15 protein-coding genes and 1 riboswitch are annotated in these 24021 nt (G+C 67.6%); of the genes, 9 read left to right on the top strand and 6 right to left on the bottom strand.

The features are described 5' to 3' along the window. Positions 1-44 precede the first annotated feature (44 nt). The gene (locus ACE3TH_RS05405) at positions 45-2372 is read right to left on the bottom strand and encodes an ATP-binding protein (protein WP_374598100.1); all 2328 of its coding nucleotides are present in this window, start codon (positions 2370-2372) and stop codon (positions 45-47) included. 99 nt (positions 2373-2471) lie between these two features. Between ACE3TH_RS05405 and ACE3TH_RS05400 the strand changes: the two genes are divergently transcribed. The 4 genes from ACE3TH_RS05400 (at position 2472) to ACE3TH_RS05385 (ending at position 5567) form a co-directional block, all read left to right on the top strand. Continuing rightward, positions 2472-2891 carry a metallopeptidase family protein gene (locus ACE3TH_RS05400; protein WP_374598098.1) on the top strand — a complete coding sequence of 140 codons (420 nt, stop codon included), beginning with the start codon at positions 2472-2474 and terminating at the stop codon, positions 2889-2891. Between the two features lie 68 nt (positions 2892-2959). Further along, positions 2960-4105 carry a 23S rRNA (adenine(2503)-C(2))-methyltransferase RlmN gene (rlmN, locus tag ACE3TH_RS05395; protein WP_374598096.1) on the top strand — a complete coding sequence of 382 codons (1146 nt, stop codon included), beginning with the start codon at positions 2960-2962 and terminating at the stop codon, positions 4103-4105. A 187-nt stretch (positions 4106-4292) separates the two neighbouring features. Beyond that, positions 4293-4736: a DUF350 domain-containing protein gene (locus ACE3TH_RS05390; protein ID WP_374598094.1), complete on the top strand. Its 444-nt coding sequence runs from the start codon at positions 4293-4295 to the stop codon at positions 4734-4736. A 9-nt stretch (positions 4737-4745) separates the two neighbouring features. Then, the gene (locus ACE3TH_RS05385) at positions 4746-5567 is read left to right on the top strand and encodes a serine protease (protein WP_374598092.1); all 822 of its coding nucleotides are present in this window, start codon (positions 4746-4748) and stop codon (positions 5565-5567) included. A 2-nt stretch (positions 5568-5569) separates the two neighbouring features. Here ACE3TH_RS05385 and ACE3TH_RS05380 read toward each other — a convergent pair whose 3' ends face one another. From ACE3TH_RS05380 to katG, 3 genes are all read right to left on the bottom strand, one after another. Beyond that, a complete protein-coding gene (locus ACE3TH_RS05380; RefSeq protein ID WP_374598090.1) occupies positions 5570-8422 on the bottom strand; it encodes a M16 family metallopeptidase in 2853 nt (950 codons plus the stop codon). 83 nt (positions 8423-8505) lie between these two features. Further along, positions 8506-9393: a hydrogen peroxide-inducible genes activator gene (locus ACE3TH_RS05375; RefSeq protein ID WP_374598545.1), complete on the bottom strand. Its 888-nt coding sequence runs from the start codon at positions 9391-9393 to the stop codon at positions 8506-8508. Positions 9394-9486: 93 nt separating this feature from the next. Further along, a complete protein-coding gene (gene katG / locus ACE3TH_RS05370; RefSeq protein WP_374598088.1) occupies positions 9487-11733 on the bottom strand; it encodes a catalase/peroxidase HPI in 2247 nt (748 codons plus the stop codon). 205 nt (positions 11734-11938) lie between these two features. Here katG and mdh point away from each other — a divergent pair, with 205 nt between their 5' ends. Continuing rightward, positions 11939-12901, top strand: coding sequence for a malate dehydrogenase (mdh, locus tag ACE3TH_RS05365; RefSeq protein ID WP_374598086.1), 963 nt, complete (start codon positions 11939-11941; stop codon positions 12899-12901). Positions 12902-13116: 215 nt separating this feature from the next. Next, on the top strand, positions 13117-14010 hold the full coding sequence (locus ACE3TH_RS05360; RefSeq protein WP_374598084.1) for an aldo/keto reductase: 894 nt from the start codon (positions 13117-13119) through the stop codon (positions 14008-14010). Here ACE3TH_RS05360 and ACE3TH_RS05355 read toward each other — a convergent pair. Both ACE3TH_RS05355 and ACE3TH_RS05350 read right to left on the bottom strand, forming a co-directional pair. Next, positions 13994-15820: a TonB-dependent receptor plug domain-containing protein gene (locus ACE3TH_RS05355; protein ID WP_374598082.1), complete on the bottom strand. Its 1827-nt coding sequence runs from the start codon at positions 15818-15820 to the stop codon at positions 13994-13996. The two genes, ACE3TH_RS05360 and ACE3TH_RS05355, sit on opposite strands and share 17 nt — an antisense overlap. A gap of 166 nt (positions 15821-15986) precedes the next feature. Next, positions 15987-16215: riboswitch (cobalamin riboswitch) on the bottom strand. Next, positions 16207-16833, bottom strand: a complete 627-nt coding sequence (locus ACE3TH_RS05350) for a DUF4328 domain-containing protein (RefSeq protein ID WP_374598080.1) — start codon at positions 16831-16833, stop codon at positions 16207-16209. Its footprint overlaps the riboswitch before it by 9 nt. Before the next feature lie 91 nt (positions 16834-16924). Between ACE3TH_RS05350 and mutS the strand changes: the two genes are divergently transcribed. Genes mutS through murJ form a run of 3 tightly spaced genes read left to right on the top strand, consistent with a single transcriptional unit; the run spans position 16925 to position 23926 of the window. Next, the gene (gene mutS / locus ACE3TH_RS05345; RefSeq protein WP_374598078.1) at positions 16925-19618 is read left to right on the top strand and encodes a DNA mismatch repair protein MutS; all 2694 of its coding nucleotides are present in this window, start codon (positions 16925-16927) and stop codon (positions 19616-19618) included. Then, on the top strand, positions 19615-22299 hold the full coding sequence (gene glnD, locus ACE3TH_RS05340) for a [protein-PII] uridylyltransferase (protein ID WP_374598076.1): 2685 nt from the start codon (positions 19615-19617) through the stop codon (positions 22297-22299). Before mutS ends, glnD begins: the two co-directional genes overlap by 4 nt. 31 nt (positions 22300-22330) lie before the next feature. Beyond that, the gene (murJ, locus tag ACE3TH_RS05335; RefSeq protein WP_374598074.1) at positions 22331-23926 is read left to right on the top strand and encodes a murein biosynthesis integral membrane protein MurJ; all 1596 of its coding nucleotides are present in this window, start codon (positions 22331-22333) and stop codon (positions 23924-23926) included. Positions 23927-24021: the final 95 nt, after the last annotated feature.

Genomic DNA, 24021 nt, shown 5'->3' with positions numbered 1-24021 from the left:
ATGTCCTGCGTGTTCCGCCGCTGTATAGCAGACACACCGAAAATCTAGCCGAGGCGCAGTTCAGGCGCGACCGCAGCGGCGGTGGCTTCCAGCGGCAGGTGCAGGATGAAGGCGGCGCCTTTGCCGGGCTCACTCTCGACCTCGGCCCAGCCGCCGTGCAGTTCGACCAGGGCCTTGACCAGCGCCAGGCCGACGCCGGGTCCACCGCGCTCGCGCCGGACGAAGCGGTCGAAGACGTGGGCCTGCAGGTGATAGGGGATGCCGCGTCCTGTATCCTCGACCCGGATGCGGACCTCCGAAGTCGTCGCCTCGGCAGCCAGGGTGACGGAGCCGCCTTCCGACACCGCGCGCGTGGCATTGTCCAGCAGATGATCCAGGCACTGGGCGATGCGGCCGGCATCGGCACGGATGGGCTTCAGGCCAGCGGGGCAGTCGACAACGAGCTTGGCCCCGCGCCCCTCGATCCGTGCACGGACCTTCGACGCGGCGTCGTCCAGAAGATCACTGAGGCGGATGTCGCCGAGCGCCAGCTCCATCTCGCCTGCGTCGATCTGGCTCATGTCCAGAACGTCGTCGATGGATCGGGCCAGCTGGCTGGCGGCGATGCGGATGGCCCCGGCATGCTGGCGGCTGCGCTCGGGCAGATCGCCCAGGGTCTCCAGCAGTTCGGAATAGCCGACGATGGTCGTCAGCGGCGTGCGCAGTTCATAGGATACGCTGCCCACGAACTCGCGCTTCAGCGCCTGGCTTTCCTCCAGGGCAGCGGCCTTGGCGGCCAAGGCCTGTTCCAGATCGCGCCGCGCCGTCACGTCGGAAAAGGCGACCAGGGTCGCGCCATCGGGCAGGGGACGGGTCTGCCAGGCTGCGACGCGGCCATCGATGGTTCGACCCTCGCCGGAAATCGGCACGCGGCTCTCCGGATCGGGATCGGCGACGCGCGCCTTCAGCCCCAGCCACAGGGCCGGATCGGGCATGGTCTGCTGACATAGGGCGGCGAGGGCATCGAAGTCTCCGGCCGTTTCCAGCTGATCAGGACGCAGGGCCCAGAATCGCTCGAACGCCTCGTTGTGCAGGCGCAGCCGTCCGTCGGAGCCGAACACGGCCACGGCGTCGTTCAGCTTGTCCAGGGTGGCGGTCTGGACCTGCAGCTGGGCATTGAACCGGCTGCGCAGCTGAAGCTCGTCGGTGATGTCGGAGAACAGCAGCAGCACGCCGCCCAGCGGGTGCGGCTGGCGCACGATGCGCAGGGTGCGCCCGTCGGGCAGGGACCAGCTGTCGTCGGGTGCGGCCTCCGTTGCCCCGTAGAACTCCAGCTCATTGGCCTTCCACCCGGCGTAGTCGATAACCTCCGGCAGCTGTCGGCGCTGGCGCAGGGCGTCCAGCAGTTCGGCATGGGTGGGTCGCTCGTCCAGCCAGGCCGGATCGATATTGAACAGCTGCTGGAAGGCGGTGTTGTGGAAGGCCAGTCGCTTGCCGGGGCCAAAGATGGCCACGGCGTCGGCGAGGTGGTTCAGGGTCTCGTCATGGGCCTCGACATGGCGGCGCAGGGTATCGCGCGTCTCCTCCGCCTCGGTCATGTCGAGCGCAAAGGCCAGCACCGCGCCGGCTCCGCCCTGTACCGGCTCGGCCATGATGCGCCAGGCCCGCCTGCGACCATCACCGGTGGTCCAGCGAAAGCCTTCCTGATGCTGGCGAAGGCGACCCGCCTCGGCCACGATGGCGTCGGCCCCACGGTCGAAGCTCAGGCCCTGTTCCCGCGCCGCCTCGATCGTGTCGACCTTCAACTCCGCCAGCCACGCCTTATTAGCCCAGGCCAGGTTGCCCGACGCGTCGGTGATCCAGGTCGGGGCGGGATAGGCCTCGGCCAGCAGGCCCAGTCCACTCTCGGCCGCAGTGCCCATCAGGGCCAGTCGGGACAGGCGCAACCAGGCCGCCCCGGCGGAGGATCGGCCCTCGACCGTCCAGGCGGCAGTCGATCCTTCCAGCACCGTATCGAGGGCCTCGCCCCGCTCGATCAGGGCGTCGAGCCGCTCGGCCTCTAAGCGCCGCACGGCATCCAGCACCACAAGCGCCGGATCGGTGTCGGGGGCAGGTGGCTGCGACGCCAGTTCGCTGACGATGGTGCGCCAAGCCCCCTCCGACCCCAGGCGTCGCGTCTGCCCGTCGGGTGTCAGCGCCAAGCGCACATCCTCGAACGCGGCCAAGGCACCGTCACGGTCGGCCAGATCGACGCGAGCCGCCGCCAGATCGGCCTCTGCCTTCGCCGCACGCCTGGCTAGTTGCCCACGCAGCCGTGCGGCCCAGGCGCTGAGCGCCAGCGCGAGACCCGCAGCTCCCGCGGTCGCGACATAGGCGATGTCGGCGTCGTCCATCCCTGATCCGTCAAGCGGAGCCCCACGCCCCTCGATTCGGTAACCATAACCCGCGTCGCGCGATTTGCGAGCGGGCGACGGACATCCGATATGGAGACCATGACCGAGACTGCGCCTTTCACCTGGAACGATCAGGCCGCCCCCTCCCTGGACGACTTCGCCCGACTGGCCCGCGAAGCGTTCGACGCCCTGCCAGCGCCCTTCGGAGCCTTGGCCGGTGATGTCGTGATCCGCATCGACGACTTTGCCGATGAGGAAACACTGGCCAGCTTCGGCATGGAGGATCCGTTCGAACTGACGGGCCTGTATCATGGTGTCGATATCGGCCTGCGGGACGGCATGGGGGCCGCGCCGGAGCCATCGCGGATACTCCTCTATCGCCGCCCGATCCTGGACGAATGGTGCGAGCGCGGGGATGTCGGCCTGTCGGAGATCATCGCCCATGTCCTGATCCATGAGATCGGGCATCATTTCGGTCTGGACGACGACCGAATTCACGAGGTGGAGGCGGGCGACTGACCTCCGCCTTAAATCCTGCCCGATCTGTGCTATAAGGCCCGCCTCCCGCCCGTTCAGGATGTCGCCCTTTGAGCCTCTCGCTCGACCTTACGCGCACGATCGCCGCCACGCCCGTACCCGTCAATCTGGCGGGACTGACGCGTACGGGTCTGCGTCAGGCATTGGTCGATGCGGGCGTCTGTCCGCCCGAGAAGGCCAAGATGCGCGCGTCGCAGATCTGGGGCTGGATCCATCATCACGGCGTCACCGACTTCGCTTTGATGAGCAATGTCGCCAAGGATATGCAGGTCAAACTGGCCGAGACCTTCACCTTGGCCCGCCCCGAGATCGTCGAGCGGCAGGTGTCGAAGGACGGCACCCGCAAATACCTGATCAGGACCGCCCCGGGCATCGAGGTCGAGGCGGTCTATATTCCAGACGTGGGTCGCGCGGGCGCCTTGTGCGTCTCGTCACAGGTGGGTTGCACCCTGAACTGCACCTTCTGCCATACCGGGACACAGAAGCTGGTGCGCAATCTGACCGCCGCCGAGATCGTGGCCCAGGTGCAGGTCTGCCGTGACGATCTGGGAGAGTGGCCGTCGCCGATGGAGGACCGCCGCCTGTCCAACATCGTCTTCATGGGCATGGGCGAGCCGCTCTACAATCTGGACCATGTCGCCGACGCGATCGAGATCATCAGTGATCCCGAGGGCATCGCCCTGTCGCGACGCCGGATCACGGTTTCGACCAGTGGCGTGGTGCCGCAACTTGGCCCGCTGGGCGACCGTACCCAGGCCATGCTGGCCATCAGCCTGCACGCCACGAACGATGCTCTGCGCGACGTGCTGGTGCCGCTGAACAAGAAGTACGATCTGGAGGCCCTGATGGCGGGCATCCGGGCCTATCCGGGCCTGTCGAACGCGCGGCGCGTCACCTTCGAATACGTCATGCTCAAGGGCGTCAACGACAGCCCGGACGAGGCGCGCGCCCTAGTCAAGCTGATCGAGGGCATTCCGGCCAAGGTCAATCTGATCCCCTTCAATCCCTGGCCCGGAACCGATTATCAGTGTTCGGACTGGGGCACGATCGAACGGTTCGCCGCCATACTGAACAAAGCCGGTTTCGCCAGCCCGATCCGCACCCCGCGCGGTCGCGACATCCTGGCGGCGTGTGGTCAGTTGAAGTCGGAGAGCGAGAAGCTGCGGGCTTCGACGCTGCGGAAGACCGCAGCCTAGGAGTTTGGCCTTAGGGGTCAGGGTCAGTAAGGGCCAGTAAGAGCCTCCTTCCGCATCGTCCCTCATCCCTGAAACCTAAACCCTAGAACCTCCGCGCAACGATTCCTGAGAGAGTGTGTCTCGGCAGCGCTTGCAGAATGAGGCGAAAAGCGGGCAAGCGTCTGCAACCTCTGATCGACCGGACGCCATGGACGCCTCTACCCTCCCTCCCGTGCTGGACAGCGCCGAGTTCCAGGCGTTCGCCACCGGCTTTCCGACGATGATCGCGCATCTGGCGGTCACGCTGGGCCTGATGCTGGGTGGGGCGCTGGTCTATGTCTGGATGACGCCCTGGAGGGAGATCACCCTGATCCGTCAGGGCAATCCCGCCGCTGCCCTGGCCCTGGCCGGGGTGCTGGTCGGCCTGGCCATCCCACTGGCGGTCAGTCTGAACGTTTCCACCTCGATACGCGACATCCTGATCTGGGGCGTGGCGACGGTGGCCCTGCAATTGCTGGCCTTCCGCCTGGTCGACATGCTGCTGACCGGCTTGCCACAGCGCATCCGACAGGGCGAGATCGCCGCCGCCATCCTGCTGGTCGGGGCCAAGCTGTCGACCGCGCTGATCCTCGCGGCGGCCCTGACGGGCTGAGGCAGGACTATGTCGCGCCCCCCTGACTGGCTGATCTATCTGGGCGTCGCCGGGGCCTTGCTGCTGTTTTCCCTGAGCAAGCGTGAAAATGCCGATGCGCCTGTGCCGACGATGCCGGACGATACCGAAGGCCCCCTGCTGGGTCCGGTCACCCCTTTCGATCCGGAAGTGATCGTCAACGCGCCGGACATCCCCTTCCAGCCCTCGTCAGGCACGGCCTTTTCGGTGGCCCGTCAGGGCCGCTGGATCACGGCGCGACATGTGGTCGAGGGCTGTCGCCAGCCCGCCATCATGGTGGGCGGTAGCCGGGCCGTGGCGGCAGACGTGCGTCTGGCACCGCGGGCCGACATCGCGCTTCTGATCACCGACGGCGGCACATCCGCCATTCCGGTCAGTCCGGATCGCCACCTGCGTGCTGGTCAGCGGGGCTTTCATCCCGGCTATCCCCAGGCCCGTCCGGGCGAGGCGACATCGCGGCTGCTAGGCCGCGAGACATTGCGCGTGCGGGGGCGGGGCCAGCGTGACGAGCCGGTCCTGGCCTGGGCCGAGGTCGGACGCACCGACGGATTGGGCGGCACCCTGGCAGGCCTGTCGGGCGCGCCCGTTCTGGATCGGCAGGGGCGCGCAGTAGGCGTCACGATCGCCGAAAGCCCACGACGTGGCCGCATCTACACCACCTCGCCCGAGACCTTCGGCCCCGCCGTGAGAGGCATCCAGACCCCGACCGAGCGTCTGCGCGGACGGGCCATCACGACCGACAACTATGGTGCCGTCGCCGACGACCTGCGCCGTGATCTGAAGGTGGCGCAGGTCGTCTGTCTGTCGGCCTGACGCTATTTCAGCGCCGCTGTATCCAGGTTCAACTCCGTCAGCGGAATGACCTCGACGTTCGGGTGTTTGGCGCGCAGGGCGTCGATGAAGGTCGAGGCGTCGCCGACGATGACCAGGCTGGCGCGGTCGGTGGGCAGGTGTTCGGCGAATGCCGCCTGGACCTGTTCGGGCGTCAGCGCGCGCACGCGACCGGCGTAGGTCGCAAGCTCGCTCATCGGCAGGTCATAGAGCGCCAGATTGGCGACCAGAGAGCCCAGGCCATCGACGGTTTCCAGCGAACTGCCGAAGGCCCCGGTCAGAATGGCCTGACGGGTGGTCATCTCGCTGTCGGTCGGTTGGGTGGTGGCGAGCCGGGTCAGCTCGGCCAGGATCAGGTCGGAGACCTCGACGGCGGCATCGTTGCGGGTCTGGGCTGAGGCGGTGAACAACCCGTCCTCGCGCCGCACGCCCAGGGACGAGCGGGTGCCATAGCTGAGGCCGCGCTTGATGCGGATTTCCTGGTTCAGCCGCGAGGTGAAGCTTCCGCCCAGCAGGGTGTTGCCCAGGGTCAGGGGGAAATAGTCCTCGTCCGTTCGGGATATCCCACGAAGGGCGACGGTGACGGCGGCCTGACCGGCACCGGGCTGGTCTATGACGACGACCCGGGGGGGCAGGTGCGCGCCGATAGGCGCAGCCCGCGCATCGACCGGCCCGGTCTCACGCCAGTCGCCAAAGGCCGACTGCGCCAGGGCGCGGGCTTCCGCTTCGTTGATGTCGCCGGAGAAGACCAGAGTGGCCTCAGACGGGCGATAGCGGCGCTGATGGAAGGCGACGACATCTTCGCGGGTGATGGCGGGTATGGTGGTCAGGGTGCCGCTGCCAGGCGCGCCATAGGGAGCGTCACCATAGATGACGCGGGCGGCGGCTTGCGACGCCACGGGGCCGGGCGTCGCCAGGGCGACCCGCAGTCCGTCCAGCGTCTGGGACCGCTGTCGATCCAGTTCCTCGGCGGCGAAGGCGGGATTGCGCACCAGATCGGCCATCAGGGTGACGGTCTGGGGAAAGACGTTGGCCGGGGCATTGGCGTAGACATTGGTGAAGTCCGGGCCGGAACCCGCCCCGATACTGGCACCGAGCTGCTCGATCTCCGTGGCGATCTGGGGCGCGCTCAGGGTCGTGGTCCCCTGCGTCAACAGGGCGGCGGTCATGGCGGCGACCCCAGCCTGGCCCTCGGCCTCGTCACCGGACCCGGCGTCGAAGTTTAGCCGCGCGGAGACCAAGGGCAGGCCCTCCTTCTCGACGACCAGCACGCGCAGGCCGTTGTCCAGGCGGAAGTCGGCGACCGGCGGCGTGGCCGGCTCGACCGGTTCGCCCGGGGTCGGCATGGCGGCGCGCTGACCCTCGGGCAGCAGTTCGAAGATGCGGCCGACGGGGGCCAGGTCGGCGACCTTGATCGGGGCGGAGACATCCACGTCCTGCACCGTCGCGGGATTGGCCTCGTCGGCGATCAGATAGCGGATGGCGATGCTGCGCTGATCGGTCAGATAGCGCCGGGCCACACGCTGGATGTCGGCGGCGGTCACGGCCTGAAGGCTGGCGATCTCGCGGTCGGCGGAGGCGGCGTCACCGGTGTTGATCAGCGACCAGCCCAGGACATTGGCGCGATCCTCGACGGTTTCGCGCTCGCGCAGGGCCCCGGCGATCAGCTCGTTCTTGGCCTCGGCCAGTTCGGCGTCGGTGACAGGCGCGTCCCGCAGTTTCGCAGCCTCGGCCCGCAACGCGGCCAGACCCTCTTCCGGCGTCTTGCCCTCGGCCATGATGGCGAAGGCGGTCAGGGCCCCGGCCTGCTGGCTGGCATCCAGGCTGGAGCTGGTCTGGCTGGTGATCTGCTGATCGTAGACCAGCGAGCGATAAAGTCGGCTGGACTCGCCGGTAGACAGGATGCCGTCCAGCACCGTCAGGGCCGCGCGGTCCGGGTTGTCGTAACGCACCGTCGGCCAGGCCAGCACCACGGCGGGCAGCGGTACATTGGGGGCGTAATAGGTCACGTCGCGTGGGCCGGTCGGCTCGGGCTCGCGCACATCGTTCACCGGCAGAGGGCGGTCGGGATTGCTCAGACGTCCGAAATACTGGTCGATCCAGCCGTCCAGCTGGGCCTGATCGAAGTTTCCGGCCACGATCAGATAGGCATTGTCGGGCCGGTAGAAGGTGGAGTGAAACCGGCGCACATCCTCGATGGTCGCGGCGTCCAGATCTTCGATCGAACCGATGGTCGAGCGGCGATAGGGGTGCTCCTGATAGATGGTGGCGGGCACAAACAGGCTGAACAGGCGGCCATAGGGGCTGGCCAGGACGCCCTGACGATACTCCTCCTTGACCACGTCGCGCTCGCTTTCGAACACGCTTTCGTTGACCACAAGCGAGCCCAGGCGGTCAGCCTCGGCAAAGATCAGTCGCTCCAGATGATTGGCCGGAATGGTCTCGTGATAGGCGGTGACGTCATCGGAGGTGAAGGCGTTGTTGTTGCCCCCGACATCCTCGGTCAGGCGGTCGAAGGTCTCGTCGGGAAAGTTCTCGGTCGCCTTGAACATCAGGTGTTCGAACAGGTGGGCAAAGCCAGAGCGGCCTTCCGGATCATCCTTGGAGCCGACGCGGTACCAGACCTGGACCGTGACATTGGAGGTCGAGGTGTCGCGGGCGGTATAGACCTTCAGCCCATTGGGCAGGGTCCGTTCCTGAAAGCCCAGCGGTGGGACGGTCACGCCAGCGGGTGCCGGGGCGGCTGTGGCGGCACTTTGCGCCAGCGCAGGCGAGGCGGCGGGCAGGCCCAGCATCAGGGCGGCGGCGCAGGCGGTCAGGATCAGGCGGGACTTCATGGGGGTGGCTCCGAGCGCCCGGACGGCGGGCGAGGCGGACCCTATCAGGGCGCAAGTCCTGCGCACCTTACGGAGTTGTAATCTCAGTCCAGTTTGAAGGCGTCCGCCAGCAGTCGGGCCTCGGACGCCCGGCTGGAGCCCTTGCGCCAGGCGACCACAATCTCGCGGCGCGGGGCCTTGGCCGAGATCGGGCGCACGACCACGCCGGGCATGTCGGCCAGACCGGCACGCACTGCCATCTCGGGCAGGAAGCTGACGCCAAGGCCCGAGGACACCATCTGGACAAGGGTGTGCAGGCTGGTCGCGGCGAACACGTCGTCGCCCTTGGGCGGGTCTATGTCGAAGGCAGCCAGGGCCTGATCGCGCAGGCAGTGGCCGTCTTCCAGCAGGATCAGGTCTTCGGCCTTCAACGAGCCTGCCGGAATGGGGCCGGTACCCGCCAGCGCATGGCCAACCGGGGCGGCGGCCAGGATCTCGTCGTCGCCGATCCGGGCATGGTCGATGCCGGGGGCCGTATAGGGCAGGGCAATGACGGCGGCGTCCAACTGTCCTGCCTTCAGCGCCCCGATCAGCCGGGGCGTCAGATCCTCGCGGATGAACAGGCGCAGGGCCGGATAGGCTGTCTTCAGTCCAGCCAGTTTTGCGGGCAGAAGGAACGGTGCGACTGTCGGGATTACGCCCAGACGGAACCGGCCCGACAGCGGCTTGCCCGCATTCTTTGCCGCCTCGACCAGATCCTCGGTGCGCGCCAGCACATCCTCGGCCCGTCGTACGGCCTCGGCTCCGACGGCCGTCAGCTGGACATTGCCGCGTGTGCGCTCGACGACGGCGGCCCCTAGAATCTTCTCCAGCTCCTGAACGCCCGCCGAAAGCGCCGGCTGGCTGACGTGGGCAGCCTCTGCAGCCCGGCTGAACGAGGCGTGTTCAGCCAGAAGTTTCAGATACTGGAGCTGTCGCAGGGTGGGGAGCATGCGCGCGACATAGGCCGTCGCTATCGACATGGCAAAATCAATCGGAAGGGCTTGTCCCCTCTCGCCCGCAAGCGAGAGGGGACAATAATACCATCAGGCCGCAACCTTCTCGGCGTGCAGGGCGCGCTTGGGCAGGTCATAGCGGTCATTCTCCATGACCTGGACCCAGGCCTTGACGAAATCGCGCACGAACTTCTCGCCCGCGTCGGCCGACGCATAGACTTCGGCCAGGGCGCGCAGCTGGGAGTTGGAGCCGAACACCAGGTCCGTGCGCGTGGCGGTCCAGCGCTGCTCGCCCGTGTCGCGGTCCGTGCCGACGAAGGTCTCGTCGGAGTGGTCGTCGACCTGTTTCCAGGCCGTGCGCATGTCCAGCAGATTGACGAAGAAGTCGTTCGTCAGCTGGCCCGGGCGATCGGTCAGGACACCGTTCTTGGACTCTCCATGATTGGCCCCCAGGACCCGCAGCCCTCCGACCAGCACCAGCATCTGCGGCGCGGTCAGACCCAGAAGCTGGGCCCGGTCGATCAGTAGTTCCTCGGTCGGAACGTTGAACTGGACCTGAAGATAGTTGCGGAAGCCGTCGGCCTTGGGCTCCAGCACCTTGAAGCTGTCGGCATCGGTCTGCTCGGCCGAGGCATCGGTGCGGCCTGGCGTGAAGGGCACGGCGATGTCGTGACCGGCGGCCTTGATGGCCTGCTCGACCCCGACGGAGCCGCCCAGCACGATCAGGTCGGCGATAGAGACGTTCAGGCCGGACGACGCCTTGATGCCCTCATAGACTTGAAGAACCTTGGCCAGCTTGTGCGGCTCGTTGACGTCCCAGCTGCGCTGCGGTTCCAGACGGATGCGCGCTCCGTTGGCCCCGCCGCGGTGGTCGGACCCGCGCCAGGTGGCGGCAGACGCCCAGGCCGTGCGGACCAGATCGGCGATCGACAGGCCGGAGTTGGCGATATGCCCCTTCAGTGTCTCGACATCCGCCTCGGTCAGTTTCGGTCCGGTATGGGCGGGAATCGGGTCCTGCCAGATCAGATCTTCGGCCGGAACCTCGGGGCCCTGGTAGCGGATCTTCGGCCCCATATCGCGGTGGCACAGCTTGAACCAGGCGCGGGCGAACTGGTCGCCGAAATAGGCCGGGTCGGCGCGGAAGGCCTCCATGATCTTGCGGTATTCCGGGTCGACCTTGAACGCCATGTCGGCTGTGGTCATCATGGTCGGCACCTTCTTGCCCGGCGTGTGGGCGGCAGGAGCCAGGGTGTCTTCCGGATTGCCGACAGGCTGCCACTGCTTGGCCCCGGCAGGACTGCGGACCAGCTCGTATTCATGGTCCAGCAGCATGTCGAAATAGGTCATGTCCCAGGTGATCGGCGTGGGCGTCCATGCCCCCTCGATGCCCGAGGTGATGGTATGATCGCCCATGCCACTCTCGTGGCCGGAGACCCAGCCCAGGCCCTGCTGGGCGATGTCGGCGCCTTCGGGCGAGATACCGACCTTGGACGCATCGCCCGCACCATGCGCCTTGCCGAAGGTGTGACCCCCGGCGGTCAGGGCCGCCGTCTCGACGTCGTTCATGCCCATGCGGGCGAAGGTCTCTCGGATGTCGCGGGCCGATTGCAGGGCCTCGGGCACGCCACCCGGGCCTTCCGGATTCACATAGATCAGGCCCATCTGGATGGCGGCCAGCGGCTCTTCCAGCGCCATGTCCTTGTCGGGCTGGATGCGGGTTTCGGCACCCTCGCCCACCCAGTTCTCTTCCGTGCCCCAATAGACGTCCTTCTCCGGCTCCCAGACGTCAGCGCGGCCGCCGCCGAACCCGAAGACCGGCCCGCCCATGGATTCGATCGCGACATTGCCGGCCAAAATGAACAGGTCGGCCCAGCTCAGCTTGGCACCATACTTCTGCTTGATCGGCCACAGCAGGCGGCGCGCCTTGTCCAGATTGCCGTTATCCGGCCAGGAGTTCAGCGGCGCGAACCGCTGCTGGCCCGCACCTGCACCCCCGCGCCCGTCGCCGGTGCGGTAAGTACCGGCCGAGTGCCAGGCCATGCGGATGAAGAAGGGACCATAGTGGCCATAGTCCGCTGGCCACCAAGGCTGGCTGTCGGTCATCAGGGCATGAAGGTCACGCTTGACCGCGTCGTAATCCAGAGAGTTGAACGCCTCGGCATAGCTGAAGCCGTCGCCCATGGGGTCGCCGGTCTTGCCTTGCTGATGCAGGATATCGACCGCCAGATGATTGGGCCACCAGTCGCGGTTGGTGCGGCCAAGCAGGCTGCGGCGCGCCGCCTTTTCCTTCTTGGGGTCGCTCAGGGGTGAGGGTCCGCCAGCGTTTCCGTCCATCATTCAGCTCCCGTTAGTTTGATTGTTGCCTAGGAGCCTATGCCCACTCGCGTAACAGGCAAAATCAATAAGTTTTGAGTTCGGGATAAGCTGAGCCTTGCGTCACCCGCCGGAATCCTGGCGATGGTTGCAGGGTGCCCGTGTCGGGTCTAGACCGCCGCCCGTCAGCGGTGCAGTCGCCGCCTCACACTTCCTCCCGGAGATACTCATGGCTCGTGCGAAGATCGCCCTCATCGGCGCCGGAATGATCGGCGGAACCCTGGCTCACGTGGCCGCGCGCGAGGCGCTGGGCGACGTCATCCTGTTCGACATCGCCGAGGGCACGCCCCAGGGCAAGGCGCTGGACATCGCCGAGGCCACCGCCGTGATCGGCACTGATGTCGCTCTGAAGGGGGCCAATGACTATGCCGACATCGCCGGTGCCGACGTCTGCATCGTCACCGCCGGGGTGCCGCGCAAGCCGGGCATGAGCCGCGACGACCTGATCGGCATCAACCTGAAGGTCATGAAGGCCGTCGGCGAGGGCATCAAGCAGCACGCGCCGAACGCCTTCGTCATCTGCATCACCAACCCGCTGGACGCCATGGTGTGGGCCCTGCAGAAATTCTCCGGCCTGCCCAAGGAGAAGGTCATCGGCATGGCCGGTGTGCTGGACAGCGCCCGCTTCGCCTATTTCCTGGCCGAAAAGACGGGTGTGTCGATCCAGGACATCCACGCCTGGACCCTGGGCGGTCACGGCGACGACATGGTGCCGATGGTGCGCCACTCGACCGTCGGCGGCCTGCCTCTGCCCGACGCGGTCGCCGCCGGCATGCTCAGCCAGGGCGACCTGGACGCCATCGTGGACCGCACCCGCAAGGGCGGCGGCGAGATCGTGGCCCTGCTGAAGACCGGCTCGGCCTTCTATGCCCCAGCCGAAAGCGCCATCGCCATGGCCCGTTCCTACCTGCTGGACCAGAAGCGCGTCCTGCCCTGCGCCGTCTGGCTGTCGGGTGAATACGGCCTGTCGGACCTCTATGTCGGCGTGCCCGCCCTGATCGGTGCCGGCGGCGTCGAAAAGGTCATCGAGTTCAGCACCAACGACGACGAAAAGGCGATGTTCAAGAAGTCGGTCGAGTCGGTCCAGGGCCTGATCCAGGCCTGCAAGGATATCGATTCTTCATTGTCTTAGGGCGCTACAGCTGGGCTCGCGAAGCCTCGCTGTTTGAGTGCGAGATAGGATATTGCCCTCATGTAGTGAGCGTCCGCGACGCGAGCGATAGGGCAGTAACAATGAGGCTGCAGGCTCGCCCTGCAGCCTTTTTGCTGGCAACCGATGTTCACTTGGTAACCATCAGGCAAGGCTTTGCCAATCTCACCTTAAGCTTTGAGGTGCAGGGTTCATCAGTGATCCTGAATCGTGCGCCCTCTCCGATCGACAAGCTGGCGATCGCCGTCGTGCATCAGCCCGAGCGTGCGCAGCCTGCGCCCTCGGGTGCGCGCGAGGATGCCCTGCGGTTCCTGCTCCAGACCGCCGCCGATGCGAAGATCACCAAGGTCGCGACCCGCCCCGACGGAGACAGCGAGCGCTGGCTGGGTCAGGCCTGGCCGTTCCCCTCGCCGTTTCAGGTCACGGTGCGGACCGTGCCCATCGCCGAGGGCGTGGACCGGATCGAGGCGCGCGCCCGTCGCTCGCTGGAACGACTGGGTCTGCCGCGCGGCGATGCCCTGCTGATCTCCAGCGCCGCCGACCTGGCCGGGGCGGAGGGGCGCGCCCTGTGGGACCGCCTGTCGGCGCTCAAGGATCGCGGTTTGTTCAAGCGCATCGGCTTCTGCGCCGCGGTCGAGGATGGCCCGGTCCTGCTGGCCCGGCGGTTCCAGCCCGACATCGTGCAACTGCCCGTCAACATGCTGGACCAGCGCGCGCACCGGACCGGCGTGCTTGGTGAACTGGCCGGGCTGGGTGTCGACATCCATGCCTCATCGGTCTTCGCCGATGGCTTGCTGTTCATGAGCGGCGAGGCCCTGCCGCCCGAGATGGCGAGGCACAGCCACGCCCTGTCGCGCATCCGCCGCCGCCTCGCCGAAGCGCGGGTCGATCCCATGCAGGCCACCCTGGCCTATGCGCTTGGATTGCCGGAAGTATCCGCCGTCGTGGCCAGCGTGGCCTCGGCCGCCGAGCTGCGCGCCACGATCGCCGCCGCCCATGCGCCCGCGCCGGGCCTAGACTGGGAAGCCCTGCAACTGGAGCCGGCGACCATCGCCACCGGCCCCGCCGCCCGGATCAGTAGCGCAGCCTGATCCCGACGTAGCCGGAGCGCCCCGGCTCGCCATAACCCAACACCTGCTGATACCGCTCGTCCGCCAGGTTCTCGATCCGTGCGGCCAGGGTGACCGCCTCCGTCAGGGCATACGCCACGTTCAGATTGGCCGTGACGAAGCCTTCGCGGGTGGCCGTGGCGAATCCGCCCGAGTCGTCCTGATCGCCCTCGGCGCGCACGGTCAGAGCCCCCGACAGTCGCTCCCCGCTCCAGCCCAGAGTGGCTGAGGCCGCATGTTCCGGCACCCGCAGCAACCGGGCCCCGGTCGTGCGATCCTCGGCATCCGTCCAGGCATAGGCGAGCGTCAGGTTGAAACCGCCGCCCAGCAGGGCGCGTCCCTCCAGCTCGACCCCGTCCGACCGCGTCTCGGCCACGTTGATATAACGGCCGGCGACGTAGCTGATCTGGTTCTCGACATTGAGGCGATAGACGGTGGACCGGCCCTCGATACGGCCATCGGACGATGCCCATCCCACAGCCAGTTCGATACTGTCGGCCGTCTCCGGAACCAGTTCGGGATAGGGCAGGGGTGCAAAGCAGAAGTCGCACACCGCCTGGCTGACCGACGGAGCCTTGAAGCCGGTACCGTAGGCCCCAGAGACGATGAAGCCGCCGTCCAGCCTGTAGGCCGCCGAAATCCGGCCGGTCGTCTCCGAGCCGAAATCGTCCGTGTCGTCCCAGCGCAGGGCCCCGGACAGGTTCAGCCGCTCGGTCGCGTCATAGCGGGCGACGCCGAAGATCGAGGTGGTGCCCAGATCGTCTTCCAGCCCGCTGGAGAGTGTGCCGGATGTCTCCTCGCGCTCCACGCCAAACGCAAAGTTCAAAGCCTCTCCGGACCGGCCGTCCGCCTGCCAGCGATAGACCTGGCGATCGGCCTCGAAGCGCGAGGAGAAGTCGGAGACGGTGTCGCGCACAATGTCGGAGGCCGAGACGCTGAACTGGTGGTCCAGGCCCAGGGCGTTCAGGCGTATCCGGCCAAAGCCGGACCATTGCTCGCTCTCGGTGGTGTCCAGCGTGTCGGCCAGGGTGAAGTTCGGGCTTGGGAAGCCATCGATGTCGGCCCGGCTGTTCGACCAGCGCGCAGCACCGTCGATGTCGACCGTGTCGGTAAAGGCGTATCGTCCCTTGGCACCGACAGTGGTGTTCTCGAAGCCGTCGGTCTCCGGATTGCCGTCGGCTTCGTCCGCTGCGCTAATCCCGTCCGTGTCGAAGCGCGAAACCCAGGCCCCGAAGGCCCAGGTCTCATTGGCCACGCCCGCCGCCAGTCGCCCGCGCAGGGTGGCGAACGACCCGGCTTCCGCTTCGGCACGCAGACCGTCCACCTCCTGGGTCGTGAAGGCGATCACCCCGCCGATGGCGTCGGACCCCCACAGGGACGACTGCGGACCCGACAGTACCTCGATGCGATCGATGTCGCCCAGCTCGAAGCCGGAGAAGTCATAGGCCCCCGCGATCTCGGCCGGGTCGTTGACCGGCACGCCGTCGACCAGGACCAGCGTCTTGCCGGGCACGGCCCCGCGCATGCGGACCTGGGCCACGCCGCCAAAGGCGCCGCTGCGGACGACGGAAAGTCCTGGCACATCGGCGAGGATGTCGGCGGCAAAGATCGCGCCGCGCTGTTCGATGGTCGCGCGGTCGATGACGCGGGCCCCGGGTGTTTCGGATACAATGGCGGGGATGCGGGTGGCCGTGACGACCACCTCCTCGAGTTCAGGAATCTCCTGGGACCAGGCAGGCGCGGCCAGGCCGACCGCCACCAGGGCAGTCGAGAGGAAGAGATGACGCTTCATGTAAGCGGCTCCGTAGGTCCCGGCGTCGCGCGCGACGGGACGATGAAAGCGACCAACCCGCGCTGGACGTATCCAGCACGGCGCAGAGATCGGGTCGCTTCGACGGAACATCCCTGCAGGTATCAGCAGGGGGTAGGCCCCACGCCTCTGTCTGGTCCCGGACAGCGGACGAGCGACGGGGGCGGCCAGGTCTCCTGGCTTGCGGATCGACGGTCCATGTCCACACCTTCCCAGTTGTCCGAAGACGCCCAGTGGTGCCGGGATTGCGCCCGGATCGAACGACGGACCTCCCCGCCTACAGTTGCGGGCACAGCCGCGGTGTCTGACCGCGTTCCCTTAACCGCCTGTCGTTGCGTATTGCAGGCGTCATGGCCTGCCGCAAGAGTTCAGAAGACTTCGGCTTGCAGCTTTGCCGTCTGGGCCTCGGTGACCGTCGTCACGATCCGGCGGAACAGCAGGGCTGCAGCGATTCCGGCGAGACTGGCGATCACTCCCAGCACCGAAGAGGTCATCAGAGTGGAGGGATCGCTGCTGGAAAAGGCGAGGCGGGCACTGATGTTGCCGACGATACCCGAGATCAACCAGGCTGCCCACCACGGACCGAGCGGCAGATTTGTACCCGACCGGCGATTGGCGCGAGCCATTTCAGCCATGGCCTTGTAGGGCTTCCACAGATTGGCAAATGGAATGAAGAACCAGCCGACGGCCCAGGACGGCGGTGTTTCCAACTTGCGAAGGTTGGCCTGGGTGTTCGCATTGGCGCGATAGATCCAGCGTGCCGCGATGACGACAGTCGTGAGATAAAGCGCGATGTGCACGAACCCGATCAATCCCGTCAGGCTCCAAGCGTCCAGAGTGCGTTGGGACAGGGTATCGAGGTTGCTCAGTACGAAGATGTCGGCAACCGACCAGGCCGCCATGACGCCCTCGCCGATCGCCACGAACACCAGCCACTGCGCGGTGGTTGCGCCCAACATATTGATCGGACGAAAGCGATACGGTGCTGATGTCATGTGAACCCCCTGCCGACAGCAACCACATGTCTTGCTCACCACGCAAGACGCTTGAGGCGATCCACGCAATCCGTCACCCTGCGGTCCTCCCATGAACGCGCCGCTCGTCCATCCCCCGAAGACCGACCCCGTGCCCTCCGCAGAAGGCACCACGCCGGTGATGGCGCAGTTCCTGGCGGCCAAGGCCAGCCAGCCGGATGCCATCGTCTTCTTCCGCATGGGCGACTTCTACGAGCTGTTCTTCAAGGATGCGGAGATCGCCTCGGCGGCGCTCGGCATCACCCTGACCAAGCGGGGCAAGCATCAAGGCGAGGACATCCCCATGGCCGGGGTGCCGGTGCATGCGCTGGACGGCTATCTGGCGCGGCTGATCCGCCAGGGGTTCAAGGCCGCTATCTGCGAACAGATGGAGGCCCCGTCCGAGGCCAGGAAGCGCGGCTCCAAGGCCGTCGTCCACCGCGACATCGTGCGGGTGGTGACGCCGGGCACCCTGACCGAGGACAGCCTGCTGGACGCCCGCGGGGCCAATCGGCTGGCGGCTGTGGCGGTGCGGAAAGGCCGGGCTGCGGTGGCGGTGGTCGAGCTGTCGGCCGGCACCGTCGATGCCGTCGCCTGTACGCTGGACGATCTGGGCGCGACCCTGGCCTCGTTCCGGCCGTCCGAAGTGCTGGTGCCCGACCGCCTGTTTTCGGACGAGGCCACAAAGGATGCGCTGAATGGATCGGGCGGGGTGGTGCAGGCCCTGCCCCAGGCCCTGGCCGAGCCGGTAGGGGCACGGGTGCGGATCGAGCGGCTGTATGGCGTCGCCTCGCTCGATGGGTTCGGGGCCTTCGATGAGGCGGAGGTTTCGGCCCTGGGCCTAATCGCCGCCTATCTGGAGACGACGCAGGCGGGCCGGATCCCGGCCCTGACGCCGCCGCGTCGCTCGGGGGAGACGGGCTTTCTGGCCATCGACCCAGCCACCCGCCAGAGCCTGGAGATCGACCGGACCCAGCGCGGCGAGCGCGAGGGCTCGCTGCTGGCCTGCATCGACCGGACGGTAACGTCCGGCGGGGCGCGAGCCCTGGCCGAGCGGATCGCCCGGCCTTTGCGCGATCCCGTGGCCATCAACCACGGTCTGGATGCGGTCGAATGGCTGCTGGAGCGGCGCGATCTGCGGCGCGATCTGCGCGACACCCTGCGCGCCTCCGCCGATGTGGCGCGGGCGACCTCGCGGCTGGTGCTGGGGCGGGGCGGCCCGCGCGATCTGGCCGCCGTGCGCACGGCCCTGGCAACCGCCGAACGGATTGCAGGCGTGTTTCCGCCCGAACGCGATCCCCTGACCGGGGCACCCACCCGCATCGCCGCCTGTCTGGATCGGCTCAGCCTGTCGCCCGACCTGGCCCGGCTGCAGATCGACCTGTCGGAGGGCCTGGTCGCCGAGCCGCCGCATCTGGCCCGCGACGGCGGCTTCGTCGCTCCCGGCTATCGCCCCGAACTGGAGGCGGCCCGCACCCTGCGCGACGACAGCCGACGCGTCGTCGCCGATCTGGAGTCCCGGGCCGTGGCCGACAGCGGCGTGCCGTTCAAGATCCGGCACAATGCCGTGCTCGGCTATTTCCTGGAGACCAGCGCCAAGGCGGCCGAGCCGCTGCTGCGTCCCTCCGAGGCCAGCCCCTTCATCCATCGCCAGACCCTGGCCAATCAGGTGCGGTTCACCACCGTAGAACTGTCGGAACTGGACGCGAAGATCAGCCAGGCCGGCCACCGTGCCCTGGCCATCGAGGGCGAGACCTTCGAGGGCTGGCGGCGCACGGTCCAGGCGCTCGCCTTGCCGCTTCAGGACGTCGCCGAGGCCCTCGCCGAGCTGGACGCCCATGCCGCCCTGTCCGAGTGGGCGGAAGAGGTGGGGGCGGTCCGGCCCATGGTGGACGACACCACCTGTTTCGAAGTCACCGCCGGTCGCCACCCAGTGGTCGAGGCGGCAGTTAATAAGTCAGGAGAACCTTACACGCCCAACGACTGCCGACTGGATGGTTCAGGCAGTGCCTGCGCCCGTCTGAGCATCGTCACCGGGCCCAATATGGCGGGTAAATCGACTTTCCTGCGCCAGAATGCCCTGCTGGTCGTGCTGGCCCAGGCGGGGGCCTTCGTGCCCGCGCGCGCCATGCGGCTGGGCGTGGTCGATCGGCTGTTTAGCCGGGTCGGAGCGGGTGACGACCTGGCGCGGGGCCGCTCCACCTTCATGATGGAGATGGTCGAGACCGCCGCCATCCTGACCCAAGCGACGGAACGCAGCTTCGTGGTGCTGGACGAGATCGGGCGCGGCACCGCCACCTATGACGGCCTGGCCATCGCCTGGGCCGTGGCCGAGGCCCTGCACGACCGCAACCGTGCCCGGACGCTGTTCGCCACACATTATCACGAGTTGGCCGGGCTGGAGACGCGGCTGGCCCATGTCTGCAACCTGTCCATGAAGGCACGGGAGTGGAACGGTGAGCTGGTCTTCCTGCATGAGGCCGCGCCGGGTGCCGCCGACCGCTCCTACGGCGTGCAGGTCGCTCGGCTGGCCGGCGTACCCACCGCCGTCGTCAGCCGCGCGCGCGAGGTGCTGGACCGATTGGAAGGCGAGAAGGCTGCGGTCAGCAACCTGTCGGACCTGCCCCTGTTTGCGGTCGCCGAGCCGCCCGCCCCGCCGCCGCCCTCCGTTGTCGAGGACGCGCTGAAGGGGATCGAGCCGGACGAGTTGTCGCCGCGCGAGGCGCTGGAGGCCCTGTATCGGCTGAAGGGTCTGGCGGGGCGGTGACCGAGCCTCTCGACGTGCGCCTGGTCGAGGCGGCGACATCTTCGGATGGACCTGTCGGGGTCGCCGCCGTGCTGCGTGACACCTGGGAAGCGGCCCGCGCTCGCGCCGGACGTCGACTGGAGGCGGGTGGCGATGGCGTGGAGGTGGCCCGGCTGTATTGCGCCGCTGCCGACGACCTGTTGACGACGCTATGGCGCGTGACGACCGAGACGCTTTATCCGGCGCACAATCCGACGGCGGCCGAGCGCCTGAGCCTGATCGCTGTCGGCGGCTATGGACGCGGAGTGCTGGCTCCCTATTCGGACCTGGACCTGCTGTTCCTGCGACCTTGGAAGTCCAGCCCGCGCACCGAACAGGTTATCGAGTTCATGCTCCATGTCCTGTGGGATCTCGGACTGAAGGTGGGTCAGTCCGCGCGGTCGCTGGATGAATGCCTGGCGCTGGCCCGGACCGACATGACCATCCGCACAGCCCTGCTGGAAGCGCGCTATCTGGCCGGCGATGCGGCCCTTGCGGAGGAGTTTGAGCAGAAGTTCCGGGCCCTGGTCGAAAAGGCCGACCCTCGCGCCTTCATCGCGGCCAAGCTGGAGGAGCGCGACGTCCGCCACCAGAAGACCGGGGCCGTCCGCTATCGCGTCGAGCCGAACGTCAAGGACGGCAAGGGCGGCCTGCGCGATCTCAACACCCTGTTCTGGATCGCCCGCTCGCTGGCCCCCGAAAGCCCGCTGGGCGCACGCGTCCTCGACGACCTGCTGACGGCGCGCGAGCGACGCACCTTCGAGGAAGCTTTCGACTTCCTGTGGCGCACGCGCGCGCATCTGCACCGCGTCGCGGGCCGGGCCGAGGAGAAGCTGACCTTCGATCTCCAGCCTGAGGTGGCGCGGCGCATGGGCTGGCACGGACGGGGCGACGAGCCGGCGGTCGAACGGTTCATGCGCCGCTATTTCCTGGTCGCGCGCGACGTCGGGGCCCTGACCCGCGCCATGTCGGCCAAGCTGGAGGCCCGTCACCAGAAGCGGACGATGAGCCTGTCGCGGCTGATTCCCGGCCGCCGGCGAAAGCTGGGCGTCGAGGGTTTCATCGAGGATGCGGGGCGGCTGTCGGTTACGGGGGCGGAGGTTTTCGCTCAGGCTCCGGAGAAGCTGCTTTATCTGTTCCGGGTGGCCGACCAGCACGATCTGGATCTGCATCCCGATGCCTTTTCGGCGGTGACCCGGTCGCTGTCGCTGGTCACGCCATCTCTGCGACGCGACCCGGAGGCGACGCGGGCCTTTCTGGATATCCTGGCGCAGGGACAGAGGCCCTATCGCGTCCTGACCCTGATGAACGAGACGGGGCTGCTGGGCCGGTTCCTGCCCGAATGGGGGCGGATCGTCGGTCAGACCCAGTTCAACATGTACCACGCCTATACGGTCGACGAGCACACGCTGCAGGCCATCGGCATCATCAACGACATCTGGCGCGGCAAGCTGAAGGGTGACCATCCGACGGCGACCGAAATCGTGCACCGGATCGACGACTTCGAGGCCCTGATGCTGGCCATGCTGCTGCACGACGTGGGCAAGGGCGGCGACCGGGGCCAGCTGGAAGACGGAGCCATCGCCGCGCGCCGGGCCTGCGACCGCCTGGGCCTCGACCCGCGCCGGACCGAGTTCGTGGTCTGGTTGGTGCTGAACCATCTGGCGCTCAGCGACCATGCCCAGAAGCGCGATGTGTCCGATCCGGCGACCGTGCGCGCCTTTGCTGATCTGGTCGGCGATCCCGAGCGGCTGCGCACCCTGCTGGTGCTGACCGTGGCGGACATCCGCGCCGTCGGACCGGGCGTCTGGAATGGCTGGAAGGGCCAGCTGATCCGCGACCTTTATCAGCGCACGGAGGCGGTGTTCCGGGGCGAGGCGGTGACGAGGGCGGAGCCTCTGGCCGACTATCCCGAATTGGTGGCCGAGGCTCTGGAGAAGGGTGCATCGGCGCAAGCGCTGACGACGACCGATCCCGAAACCGCCAGTGCCGTGACGCGGGTGGCGGTGGCCGCGCGCGACCGGCCCGGCTTGTTCGTCGATCTGGCGCGGGCCTTGGCCGAGGCGGGGGCGGATGTCGTCGGGGCCCGGGTGGCCACCGCCGCGGACGGCATGGCGCTGGATGTGTTCGAGCTTCAGGACGGGGCCGGTGCCCCCTATGGCCAGGCCGAGCCGCGCCGTCTGACGCGGCTGATTGCTTCGCTGGAAGCGGCCGCAAGTGGCAAGGGCTGCGCCGCAAACCTGCCTCGTCCTGCGCCGAATCCCCGCCGGGCTGCCTTCGACGTGCGCCCCACCGTCATCATCGACCTGGACCAGACGCCAGGCGCGGCGGTGGTTGAGGTGTCGGGGGCCGACCGCCCCGGCCTGCTGGCCGCTCTGGCCCGCACCCTGGCCGACCACCGCCTGTCGATCCGCTCGGCCCATATCGCGGGTTTCGGCGAGCGGGCGGTCGACAGCTTCTACGTCACCGATGCCAAAGGTAGGACGCCAAAGCCCGGCAAGTCGCTGGACGCCCTGCGCCGTGATCTGGAGGTCGTGCTGGATCGACAGGCCGAGCCGGGTCCGCGCCAGTCCGCGCCTGTCCGCGCCAGTGTGCGCGACGTCTCCGATCTGGGGCTTGGACGCAGGGTAATCCCCGTATCGCGCCCGCCGGAAGCACGCTAAGCGGCTCATTCCTATACGCACGAGTTCTCGCATGAGCCTGGCCCGCAACACTCTGGTGCAAGCGACCCTGACCCTGGGCAGCCGCATCCTAGGCTTTGCGCGCGACCTGGCCCTGTCGGCCCGTTTCGGCCAAGGGCCGATGATGGACGCCTTCACCACGGCCCTGATGCTGCCGAACATGTTCCGGCGCCTGTTTGCCGAAGGAGCCTTCGCCCAGGCCTTCGTGCCGGTCTATGGCGGGGTGCGCGCCCGCGAGGGCGACGAGGCGGCGGCCGTGACGGCGTCGGAGGCCATGTCCTTCATGCTGGCGGTGGTCGCGGCCTTCTGCATTCTGCTGCAGGTCCTGATGCCGTGGATCATGCCCTGGCTGCTGTCCGCCTATCGGGGTGACGAGGTGGTGCTGCGCGTGGCCGTGACGGCGACCCAGTTGGCCATGCCCTATCTGGCCTGTATGACCGTGGCCTCCCTGCTGTCGGGCGTGCTGAACACCGCGGGCCGGTTCGCCCTGTCGGCGGCTGTGCCGATCTTTCTCAACCTGTGCACCCTGGCCCCGCTTCTGCTGGCCTATGTCCTTCCGGCCAGCCAGCCGACCGTCCTGCTGTGGGTGACGGCGGCGGTAACCGTGTCCGGCCTGATCCAGGCGGGCCTGCTGTGGTGGGGTGTCCGGCGGCTGGGCGTGACGTTGCGTTTGTCCTTGCCGCGCCTGACCCCCAATGTGAAGCGGGCTCTGGCCTTGGCCATTCCCGGCGCGCTGGCCGGCGGGGCCATGCAGATCAACGCCCTGGTCAGCCAGGTTCTGGCCGGTTCGGACGAAGGTGCGCGCTCGGTGATCTACAATGCGGATCGTCTGTATCAGCTGCCTCTGGGTCTGATCGGCGTCGCCATCGGCCTGGCCCTTGTGCCGCGCCTGACTCGGGCCTTTGTCGCGGGCGATCATGAGGGCGGACGCAAGACGCTGGATGACGGCATCACCCTGGCCATGGCCTTTACGCTGCCCGCCGCCGTGGCCCTGTTCGTCATTCCCTTCTTCATCATCGACGCCACCGTGACGCGCGGGGCTTTCACCAGTGCCGATGCAGCCCGCACGGCCGATGTCCTGCGTCAGTTCGCCTGGGGCGTGCCTGCCTTCGTATTGGCCAAGGTGCTGACCCCGCCCTTCTTCGCGCGCGAGGATACCCGTCGCCCCATGATCTATGCCGTCTCGGCCGTAATCTTCACCATCGTGGTCGGCTCGGGCCTGTTCTTCTGGCTGTCCAGCCAGGGAATCGACGGCGTTCTGGGCCTGGCCATCGCGACCAGCCTGTCAGCCTGGATCAATGTCGCCCTGCTGGGGGGGACCCTAGTGCGCGAGAACGCCTGGCGGCCGTCGCCTGCTTTTGTATCGCGGATCGTTCGGGTGCTGCTGGCCAGCGCCGTCATGGCCGCCGCCCTGATCGCCGCGGGCATTGGCTACGAGGTTCTGAGCCGAATATTCCTGGCCAAGGAAATCGCGGTCTTGGTCGTATGCGGTGCCGGAATGGCGCTGTATGCCGTCAGCCTTTTCGTCTTCCGCGCTGTCACGCTAGCGGAGTTGAAGGCGGTCTTGCGCCGCGAACCGGGCGCGCCCGTCTCCTCCAGTCTGGACTGACCCGTAGCGAGGCGATAAGCGCGAGCCGTGACGATGCACAGACACCCGATGATCGACGGACGATGGCGCGGCTGAACGACGCCTGAGCCTGATCA

Origin of the sequence: Brevundimonas sp., from assembly GCF_041919755.1 — a bacterium.
Taxonomy (GTDB): Bacteria; Pseudomonadota; Alphaproteobacteria; order Caulobacterales; family Caulobacteraceae; genus Brevundimonas.
This window is presented reverse-complemented; position numbering and strand designations above follow the sequence as displayed.

Coding starts and splice junctions, on each gene's coding strand:
- ACE3TH_RS05400 (WP_374598098.1), top strand. CDS start 2,472: ATGACCGAGACTGCGCCTTTCACCTGGAACGATCAGGCCGCCCCCTCC.
- ACE3TH_RS05385 (WP_374598092.1), top strand. CDS start 4,746: ATGTCGCGCCCCCCTGACTGGCTGATCTATCTGGGCGTCGCCGGGGCC.
- ACE3TH_RS05390 (WP_374598094.1), top strand. CDS start 4,293: ATGGACGCCTCTACCCTCCCTCCCGTGCTGGACAGCGCCGAGTTCCAG.
- mdh (WP_374598086.1), top strand. CDS start 11,939: ATGGCTCGTGCGAAGATCGCCCTCATCGGCGCCGGAATGATCGGCGGA.
- ACE3TH_RS05350 (WP_374598080.1), bottom strand. CDS start 16,833: ATGACATCAGCACCGTATCGCTTTCGTCCGATCAATATGTTGGGCGCA.
- ACE3TH_RS05375 (WP_374598545.1), bottom strand. CDS start 9,393: ATGCTCCCCACCCTGCGACAGCTCCAGTATCTGAAACTTCTGGCTGAA.
- ACE3TH_RS05355 (WP_374598082.1), bottom strand. CDS start 15,820: ATGAAGCGTCATCTCTTCCTCTCGACTGCCCTGGTGGCGGTCGGCCTG.
- ACE3TH_RS05405 (WP_374598100.1), bottom strand. CDS start 2,372: ATGGACGACGCCGACATCGCCTATGTCGCGACCGCGGGAGCTGCGGGT.
- murJ (WP_374598074.1), top strand. CDS start 22,331: ATGAGCCTGGCCCGCAACACTCTGGTGCAAGCGACCCTGACCCTGGGC.
- katG (WP_374598088.1), bottom strand. CDS start 11,733: ATGATGGACGGAAACGCTGGCGGACCCTCACCCCTGAGCGACCCCAAG.
- ACE3TH_RS05380 (WP_374598090.1), bottom strand. CDS start 8,422: ATGAAGTCCCGCCTGATCCTGACCGCCTGCGCCGCCGCCCTGATGCTG.
- mutS (WP_374598078.1), top strand. CDS start 16,925: ATGAACGCGCCGCTCGTCCATCCCCCGAAGACCGACCCCGTGCCCTCC.